6 protein-coding genes are annotated in these 6,890 nt (G+C 38.8%); all 6 read left to right on the plus strand.

The annotated features are described in order from the left end of the window. Nucleotides 1-154 precede the first annotated feature (154 nt). The 6 genes from N9I19_RS23500 to N9I19_RS23525 all read left to right on the plus strand — a co-directional run bounded on the left by N9I19_RS23500 (nt 155) and on the right by N9I19_RS23525 (nt 6,594). Entirely contained in the window at nt 155-466 is a 312-nt protein-coding gene (locus tag N9I19_RS23500) for a hypothetical protein (protein WP_230162688.1), read from the plus strand. 239 nt (nt 467-705) lie between these two features. Beyond that, on the plus strand, nt 706-1,701 hold the full coding sequence (locus tag N9I19_RS23505; protein ID WP_317779159.1) for a LacI family DNA-binding transcriptional regulator: 996 nt from the start codon (nt 706-708) through the stop codon (nt 1,699-1,701). A gap of 193 nt (nt 1,702-1,894) precedes the next feature. Then, on the plus strand, nt 1,895-3,343 hold the full coding sequence (locus N9I19_RS23510) for a sucrose-specific PTS transporter subunit IIBC (protein ID WP_061462524.1): 1,449 nt from the start codon (nt 1,895-1,897) through the stop codon (nt 3,341-3,343). A 69-nt stretch (nt 3,344-3,412) separates the two neighbouring features. Beyond that, nucleotides 3,413-4,885 carry a sucrose-6-phosphate hydrolase gene (locus N9I19_RS23515; protein ID WP_034314995.1) on the plus strand — a complete coding sequence of 491 codons (1,473 nt, stop codon included), beginning with the start codon at nt 3,413-3,415 and terminating at the stop codon, nt 4,883-4,885. A gap of 16 nt (nt 4,886-4,901) precedes the next feature. Beyond that, nucleotides 4,902-5,876, plus strand: a complete 975-nt coding sequence (locus tag N9I19_RS23520; RefSeq protein ID WP_317779160.1) for a carbohydrate kinase family protein — start codon at nt 4,902-4,904, stop codon at nt 5,874-5,876. A gap of 220 nt (nt 5,877-6,096) precedes the next feature. Continuing rightward, a complete protein-coding gene (locus tag N9I19_RS23525; RefSeq protein ID WP_054397421.1) occupies nt 6,097-6,594 on the plus strand; it encodes a PTS sugar transporter subunit IIA in 498 nt (165 codons plus the stop codon). Nucleotides 6,595-6,890 lie beyond the last annotated feature (296 nt).

Genomic DNA, 6,890 nt, shown 5'->3' on the forward strand with positions numbered 1-6,890 from the left:
AACGCCGTATACGCGAACCGTACGTACGGTGTTGTGAGAGGGGCGAAAATAAACTTATTTTCCCCCTACTCGATTATTAAACTATCGGAGCAGATTAGAACAATAAGTCCTATGGTATAATTCTGCTAATAGTTGAGTTTTCGGGGGTAAGTCAATGAATAATCAAGATTATTTTAATGATGAAAACTATACTGGTAATCACCTTCATGTAGATAATTGGAAATATGAGTTCACTCCATATATAGAAGCAATTGCTTGGGTAAGAAAAGACAGTTCAATGGACTTGTTTTTTAATGATTTCGCAGATGATAAGGAGTTTCAAGCGTTATTTAGTGATAAAGAATACTATTATAATGAACTTATGGGTGTATTTCTTGGTAATGTTAAAACTAATCAGGAAGTATACGAAATGTTTCGTAATTGGGTTGATGGAGTGCTATACCCATTTAGGAAGAGAGCTAAATAGAAAAGAAAGGATTTTTTCTCTCTTAATGGTTAGTTCTATTTATCATTGTATAAATGTAACCTCTTTACTAATTTCCATATTTTACACCTCCTACTTGGACGTGAATGCGTTTACATTAAAATTTGCAATGATAACGTTGTAAAATTTAATGTTTAAATAATCAACTATATTCACCTCTTAATTTACTAAACATATTGGTGTATAATAAATAAATCCATATAAAGACGGAGATGAATGCTTTGGTTACAATTACTGATATCGCGAAGCTTGCCGGAGTTGCTAAGAGTACAGTTTCACGTTATCTAAATAATGGTTCTGTTAGTGAGGCAACGAAAAATAAAATCGAACGTGTGATAAATGAAACCAGCTACGCTCCTAATGCCTTCGCTCAAAGTTTAAAAGCAAAGAAAACTAATATAATCGGTACCATCGTACCGAGACTTGATTCGTATGCTTCTTCTCATACGTTAATTGGCATTGATGAACAATTAAGAGAACTAAATTATCAAATGCTGATCTCAAATACCGGTCAGGATTTAGATCGGGAAATTGAAAATATTTACACACTGGCTAAGCAAAAGGTTGCGGGAATGATTTTGCTTCCATCCCAAGTTACAGACGCCCATTTAGAGGCCTTCAAAGAGCTGTACTTGCCCGTTTTACTGGTTGGTCAGCAGCATGAAACAATTCACAGCATCATACACAATGATTATGAAGCAGCATATGATCTCGGAAAACATGTGCTGGAAAAAGGTCACCGTAAGATTGCTTTTTTGGGCGTAACAGGAAAAGATATTGCTGTAGGAGTCATGCGAAAAAAAGGATTTCAGCGGGCGATAGATGAAAAATCAGACTGTGAAGTAAGGTATTATGAAACAAGCTTCAGCATAACAGATGCATTAATCAATGTCCCCTCTATTATTGAGGAATTCACTCCCTCTATTATCGTATGTGCAACTGATAATATAGCGATTGGTGCTTTGAAAGCAGCTTATTTAAGAGGTTTAAAAATCCCAGAAGACTTGTCGATCACTGGATTTGGAGGTTATGAAGTAACAGAGATGATACACCCAGGCATAACTACAGCGAAATTTTACTACAAAGAAGCAGGACAAATGGCAGCTAAAAGTATCGTAAAGCTTGTTAACGGGGAAGAATTACCAAAATTATCTCTATCAAAATATAAAATTATTGAAAGAGAAAGCGTTGACAATCGTTTACTACACCGATTATAATCAAAATGAAATCGGTTACCAAATATTTCCCTTCTAAAATGTAACCGGTTTCTGTGAATCAACTTGTTGATATTATATTTTTTTGGTTTATGCTGGAACCGGTTCCGTTGCTTAATATATTCATATATTTTTTTGGATTCAAACGGAACCGGTTCCAAGTCAGCGTTTATAAACGTTTAAAAGGAGGATCATTATGAATTATAAAGAAGTATCCCAGGAAATATTGGAGGCAATCGGCGGGAAAGAAAATGTGGCAGCTGCAGCACACTGTGCGACTCGGCTCCGCTTAGCTTTACATGATGAAGATAAAGTCGATCAAGCAAAACTAGATGAGATGGATGCAGTAAAGGGAACATATTCAACTGGAGGACAATACCAGATTATTATCGGTGCGGGAACTGTTAATGAAGTATACAAAGAGTTTTCAAAGCTAACTGGACTTACTGAAATGTCGACGAAAGATGTAAAAGATGCTGGTTCGAAGAAAATGAATCCGCTTCAGCGCTTTGTAAAAATGCTTTCTGATATTTTTGTTCCTATTATTCCTGCAATTGTTGCCGGCGGTCTATTGATGGGGATTAACAACTTGCTCACAGCACCTGACTTATTTATCGCAGGGCAATCCATTGTCGAAGCTAACCCGGGATTCGCAGATTTAGCAGCTCTAATTAATACATTTGCCAACGCAGCATTTGTATTCCTTCCAATCTTAATCGGTTTCTCTGCCACACAGCGGTTTGGCGGAAATCCTTATCTGGGTGCTACACTTGGAATGCTAATGGTTCACCCTGACTTATTGAATGGTTGGGGATACGGAGGAGCCTTAGTAAGCGGTGAAATTCAGGTCTGGAATATTCTCGGATTTGAAATTGAAAAAATCGGATATCAAGGCACTGTGTTGCCAGTACTTGTTGCTTCCTTTATTTTAGCAAAAATAGAAACGTATTTGCGAAAAGTCATTCCTTCCGCACTAGACAATATTCTAACACCATTATTGACAATTTTTATTACTGGTATCTTAACGTTCACAGTAGTAGGACCGATTACTCGTGCTACAGGGAACTTATTAACAGACGGTCTCATCTTCTTATATGATGGAACTGGTTTTATCGGAGGAGCTATATTTGGACTTCTTTACGCACCAATCGTTATCACAGGTATGCATCATAGCTTTATTGCTGTAGAAACACAATTACTTTCTGATATTTCAAAAACTGGGGGCTCTTTTATTTTCGTAATTGCAGCAATGTCCAATATTGCTCAAGGTGCAGCAACCCTTGCAGTTACCTTCATTACGAAAGATAAAAAAACAAAAGGTACGGCATCTGCAGCGGGTATTTCGGCTCTTTTAGGGATTTCAGAACCTGCAATGTTCGGTGTTAACTTAAAACTGAAGTATCCATTTATTGGAGCAATTATAGGTTCAGGAGTGGCTTCTGCTTTCGTCACCTTCTTCAAAGTAAAGGCGATTGCACTTGGCGCTGCAGGTCTACCAGGGATTATTTCCATAAAAACAGATACAATTATCTTTTATATAATTGGTATGGCCATTTCCTTTGCTGTTGCCTTTATCGCAACATTCAGTTTAGCAAATCGGACAGATAAAAAAGTTGCTGCCCTTTCTCGAAAAGAAGCAGCCTAATTTATTAATATGAAAAGGGCTGTTCGAAACAAGGAACAGTCATCTGATTTTTTAAAGGAGTCTGATCACATGGGCTGGACAAAAGAACAGCGTTATCGCCGCGTTGAAGATGTTAATCAGGTAGAGCTGCAAAATTTGCAAACAAGAGTAAATGAATGCACATGGCGACAAACCTTTCATATACAGCCTTTATCCGGCCTACTTAATGACCCTAATGGCTTCTCTTTTTATCATGGCGAGTACCATTTATTCTACCAATGGTTTCCACTTGGTCCTGTACATGGGTTGAAGTATTGGTATCATACGAAATCAAAAGATCTTGTTTCTTGGGAAAATGCCGGCATCGGGATCGCACCGGATGATTATTATGACAGCCATGGAGCCTATTCCGGAAGTGCTATTGAATATGAAGGAAAACTATATTTATTTTATACCGGCAACACCCGTGATGAGAATTGGCAAAGACATCCCTATCAATGTATCGCCATCATGGAGAAAACGGGACAAATTGAAAAATTGACCCATCCATTCATTCGGGACGTACCAGAAGGATATACTAATCATTTCCGCGACCCGAAAGTTTGGAGAGAAAATGATACCTTTTATGCAGTAATCGGTGCACAGCGGAAAGACAAAACAGGATGTGTCGTCCTATATCGTTCCTCCAATCTAGTAAACTGGACATTTGAAGGAGAGTTACAAACTGACCTTGGAACTTTTGGATATATGTGGGAATGCCCAGATTATTTTGAACTGCAAAACTATGGTGTACTGATGTTTTCTCCACAAGGTTTGGAGCCCAAGGGAGACCTTTACCACAATATTTATCAATCCGGTTATGTTATTGGCAGCAAGCTAGATACAATAACCCACTCATTATCACATGGCTCTTTTCAGGAGCTTGACAGAGGCTTTGATTTTTATGCGCCGCAAACAATGGTTAATCCTGACGGAAGGCGTATCCTTGTCGGATGGATGGGCTTGCCTGAAATCGACCTACCCACAGACAAAAATGGCTGGGCGCATTGTTTAACACTGCCAAGAGAATTATCTGTTCGAAACGGCAAACTGATTCAGCGGCCAGTGCAGGAACTTCAAGCGCTACGCAGGCAGGAAACTGAAGTAAAAGGTGTTTTGAAGAACACCAAGAACATGTATGAAGAATTCAAAGGAGTATCCTATGAAATGGTATGTGAATTTGAAAACAACGATGCCGTTGAATTTGGTATTGAATTCAGGGCCGGTGATGATGAAAAAACGGTCATTAAATATGATACTGTAGAGAAAAAAGTCATTCTTGACCGCTCTTCTTCAGGTGAGACCGTTGGAGAAGCTTATGGAACAATCCGAAAATGCTTTGTGAATACCAAAAAAATTAAGTTTCATTTATTTGTAGATACCTCTTCTGTTGAGATTTTCATCAATGACGGTGAAGAAGTATTCACGAGCCGGATTTTCCCTCGTGAAAACAGAAATGAAATTCGTTTCTTTGCATTATCTGGAAGCACCACTTTTCAAGCAAAAAAATGGAGTTATGTATGAAAGCGAGAGGTAAGGTATGAGAAATTTATATGCAATCGGTGAAGTATTAATTGATTTTATCCCCCTTCAAAAAGGAATCGCACTAAAAGATGTAATGGAATTCGAGCGTGCTCCAGGAGGCGCTCCAGCGAATGTTGCTGTATCAGTTGCCAGAAATGGCGGCAATGCATCGATAATTACTAAGCTCGGAATGGATTCATTTGGGGACTTTCTTTTAGAACAATTGCAGCAAGCCGGCGTGAAAATAGATAAAATTACGAGAACGAATGAAGCCAACACAGGCCTTGCTTTTGTATCTTTGCTTGAAAATGGTGAACGTGATTTCTCTTTCTACCGCAATCCTTCTGCAGATTTGCTGCTTCATGAGACTGAAATTAACGATAGCTGGTTTGCAAACGGCGACCTCCTCCACTTCTGTTCAGTCGATTTAGTGGAAAGTCCTATGAAGCATGCGCATGTGAAAGCCATTACTTCTCTAAAAGCAAAAGGCGGAATCATCAGCTTTGACCCAAATGTCCGCCTTCCGCTTTGGACTGATCCTGAAGAATGCCGGAAAACGATTTTAGAGTTTGTTCCAATGGTTCATATTGTGAAAATTTCTGATGAAGAGCTTGAGTTTATTACCGGGATTACTGACAAAGAAAAAGCAGTTTCTTCGTTATTTACTGGTGCTGTTAAAGCAGTAATTTATACAAAAGGAGCTCAAGGTGCCGAATTATATGTAAGAGGTAAAAAATACGAATCAACCGGGTATCGCGTCGGCGTACAGGATACAACAGGGGCTGGGGATGCATTTATCGGAGGCTTGCTGTATCAGTTATTAGAAAAAGACGTTCGGCAAGGAAATCTGGAAGAAGTTCTTGAACTTCATCACCAAGAAATCCTAAGCTTTGCAAACGCTAGTGGCGCTCTTACTACGACTGGAAAAGGAGCAATCTCTTCCATTCCGGCCAAAGAAGCGATTTATCAACTGCAGCAAATCGATCAATAATGGCGCCTGCCCTAAACGGAAAAGTACCGACCGATTGGCTTGCTAAGTTGATAAGGACCTATTAAAAGTCCTTGGAGCTGCGGGCGTTTTGGAGGTAGGAAATAACATCTAGGCAATTTTTGGACCGAAATCAGACCAGCTAAAAGAATAAATCAAAAAAGTGATTGCTTAAGAAATTTGCTGTTCAGCCAGAATATTAAAAATAATTGGAGGTATTACCTTGTTAAAAAACTTATTTGGAAAAAAAACAAAAATTTCGGAAATAAAATTAGTATCGCCAATTGAAGGAGAAATTTTAAAGCTTGAAGATGTACCGGATCCAGTTTTTTCACAGAAAATGATGGGAGATGGTATTGCTTTCTTTCCTATCGAAGGGAAGGTAGTGGCGCCGGCTGATGCAAAAGTCATCAATGTCTTCCCGACGAAGCATGCCATTGCATTGGAAACGGCAGAAGGGCTGGAAATATTGATTCATATTGGATTGGACACGGTTAACATGAAAGGAGAAGGGTTTTCCGTTTGTGTGGCAGAAGGTGACCAGGTTAAAGCAGGAGACATATTGGTCACCTACAGCCTTGAATTGGTAAAGGAAAAAGCATCAAGTACTATTACACCGATGATCATTACCAATGGAGACATTGTGACACATTTAGAGTATCACTATAGTGGACAATCTGTAGCCGGTAAAACGACCGTTCTGGTAGTTACCTTAAAATAGGAGAATGAGTAAAATAGAAGAAACTCGTTAAAGAACTAAAGAACATATGACCAAGAGATGTCCACCCCAGAAATGGGGTGTTTTTATTTTAACTAAGTTGGTATCATAACTTAACGGAATTGTGTTACTTTAGGTGATAATTTGCACTTATTTTAAGTGCTATTTTGCACGTATATTATTACTGCAGTTTTCCGGGGCTGCCATTTGGTGACCTTTTTGCTTAATGAACTCCCTCAGTTTAATAGATAATGCTCACGAATACTCGCTTATTCGCAGGATTTCAAACCACATGGTAT

Source organism: Peribacillus sp. CSMR9 (assembly GCF_033141925.1).
Taxonomy (GTDB): Bacteria; Bacillota; Bacilli; order Bacillales; family DSM-1321; genus Peribacillus; species Peribacillus simplex_A.

What these genes read in the sequence shown, in the direction of transcription:
- N9I19_RS23500 (WP_230162688.1), top strand. Translation starts at nt 155, where the DNA reads ATGAATAATCAAGATTATTTTAATGATGAAAACTATACTGGTAATCAC.
- N9I19_RS23510 (WP_061462524.1), top strand. Translation starts at nt 1,895, where the DNA reads ATGAATTATAAAGAAGTATCCCAGGAAATATTGGAGGCAATCGGCGGG.
- N9I19_RS23515 (WP_034314995.1), top strand. Translation starts at nt 3,413, where the DNA reads ATGGGCTGGACAAAAGAACAGCGTTATCGCCGCGTTGAAGATGTTAAT.
- N9I19_RS23520 (WP_317779160.1), top strand. Translation starts at nt 4,902, where the DNA reads ATGAGAAATTTATATGCAATCGGTGAAGTATTAATTGATTTTATCCCC.